Origin of the sequence: Siccirubricoccus deserti (assembly GCF_014283215.1) — a bacterium.
Taxonomy (GTDB): domain Bacteria; phylum Pseudomonadota; class Alphaproteobacteria; order Acetobacterales; family Acetobacteraceae; genus Siccirubricoccus; species Siccirubricoccus deserti.
Genome location: NZ_JACOMF010000186.1, coordinates 1 through 2,088, shown reverse-complemented (window position 1 = coordinate 2,088; position 2,088 = coordinate 1). Strand labels below are relative to the sequence as shown.

Genomic DNA, 2,088 nt, shown 5'->3' with positions numbered 1-2,088 from the left:
CCCGCTGGCTCCTTTCTGACCGCAGGATGTGGCGACCGCGTGCCGACCACGGACGGAAGCATGACACCGGCGACGCGGTACTCACTCGAGGGGCTTGACGCCCGAAGGCCCAATACGGAAGCACTACAGCTGCCGTTCCTATGAGGCGTATTTCTGGGTGACCATAATCCACAAGGCGGCGCCCGGTTTGAGACCTCATCTCCAACGGCTGCGGCTGGCGCCCGGGTGTCAACCCTCATGCCCATGGCGCTAGAAGGGAACAGATCCATACGCGTTGCGGTCATCGGCGCGGGCGTGCTCCGTGCCAGCACTGCCTTCCACCTGGCGCTGACCGGGTCGAGGTGCACGGCGAGATCCGCGGCACGTCAGGGCTGGCTACTTGGCAGGGCTGCCGGACGGGACCCGATCCTTCCCCACAATCGTGCGCGCGGTGCGCGGGGTTGGTTCCGGACCGGCCTCTGGTGGATAGCGCCTGACACTTAGCACGCATCGAAACCCCTGGCGCACTTGCCAGTTGTCCGCTGTGTTCACGGGATCCTTCCGCCTGGCGGAGACCACCAGCACCGCCTCAGCCGGCCTACCGAGGCGTCTCCTCCGCCGTCGGCGGTCCCGCGCGCCGCCGGACTACCAGAGCGATCGCGCTCAGTATGCAGACTAGGCCCGCCACGTCGAAGGAGCCAATCTTGCGCTGCACGAGCAGCGCGCTGCTGGCGACACCGATGCAGGGCACCACCAGCAGCGAGAGGCTGGCGACACTGGCCTTCAGCCGCCCCACCAGGGGGAACCACGCGGCGTAGGCGAGCGCATTGGCGAAGACGGTCATGTAGAACAGGCCGAACAGCCCTCGTCCCGCCTCCGGGTGCAGATAGGTGTGGTCGTACAGCAGCAGCCACACCACAAAGGCCGGCGGCGTTCCCAGCAGCAGCTGCCAGGCCGTGATCAGCAGCACGGGGCTGCGAAAGCGCAGCTTCTTGCTGAGCACCGTGCCAGCACCGAAGGTGGCGCCCGCCGCCAAGCCCAGCGCCACGCCGAGGCCGCTCGGACCCTCGGGCCCCATGGTGCCAGCCAGCACCAACAGCACGGCAGCGAGCCCGAGCCCAAGTGCCATTAGGGTGCGGCGGTCCAGTCGCTCGCCCAAAACCGGTACCGCGAGCAGCGAGGCCCAGAGCGGCATGGTATAGTTCAGGATGGCAGCCTGCCCTGGTCCGACCAGCATCACGCCGGCGATCAGCGCGAAGGGGAAGATCACCATGATCAGCAGGCTGAGCGCGAGCACGCCACGCCACTCCTCACGGTGCGGCAGGATACGCCGGCCCGGGGCGCGCAGGCAGAGCAGCAGCAGCAGGGTTCCGGCCCCGGCATTGGCCAGCAGGCGGGCGGTGATCAGGTCCACCGCCTCCAGCGTCCAGGCCATGAAAGGATAGCTGAGACCCCAGCAGAGCCAGACGATGAGCAACAGCGGCCAGGTCACGCGGCACCCTCGCCGCTCCTGCGGCGCCGCCAGGAGAGCGTGCGCGAGTGTTCCATCTTAACCGCCCTGAGCAGCGAAGCACCCCGGCGCGATCTTGCCGTGCGGGAGTGGTGCCGACGGTTTAGGCGAGCTGGCGCCCGTGGTCCATCGCCTGCGGTTCGGCCGGAGCGCTTGCGTGAGGGGGGCTGCTGTTCCCTGATAAGGATGTGCGCCTAAGCGGCGCGGCTGGGCGTTTCCACCCCTCCCCGACACTGGTGTGCGGCTTCTGCCGGAATTGCGGTACCGCGATCTTCTCGGCGCGCCTGGGTGCAGGTGTGATTGGCTGACTGCGGGCTCGCTAGATTATCAAGGCTACTGCACTGACTCATTCAGAAGGTGCAGGAAGTCTGGCGAGCTTGCTGAGGATGGTATCTGCAGGTTTGGTCCAGACGAATGGCCTAGCGGCCCTGTTGTGGTCGCGGATGTAGCGGGTGATGGCGTCCTGCAGGTGGGGACTGTCGGGATTTTCGTGTGTTGCCGGTCATGAGGGAAAGAGAGGATCTCCCCCATGGCTCGAAGGAAAGCGCCGCACATAGCCGATGAGTTGCTGGATCAATTGCTCTCCGGCACGGATGCCG

Annotated in this window: 1 protein-coding gene; it reads right to left on the bottom strand. The window is 66.6% G+C overall.

Going from position 1 to position 2,088, the window contains the following annotated elements; all coding sequences use genetic code 11:
* Nucleotides 1-577 precede the first annotated feature (577 nt).
* Nucleotides 578-1,471, bottom strand: coding sequence for a DMT family transporter (locus tag H7965_RS29615; RefSeq protein ID WP_186774060.1), 894 nt, complete (start codon nucleotides 1,469-1,471; stop codon nucleotides 578-580).
* Nucleotides 1,472-2,088: the final 617 nt, after the last annotated feature.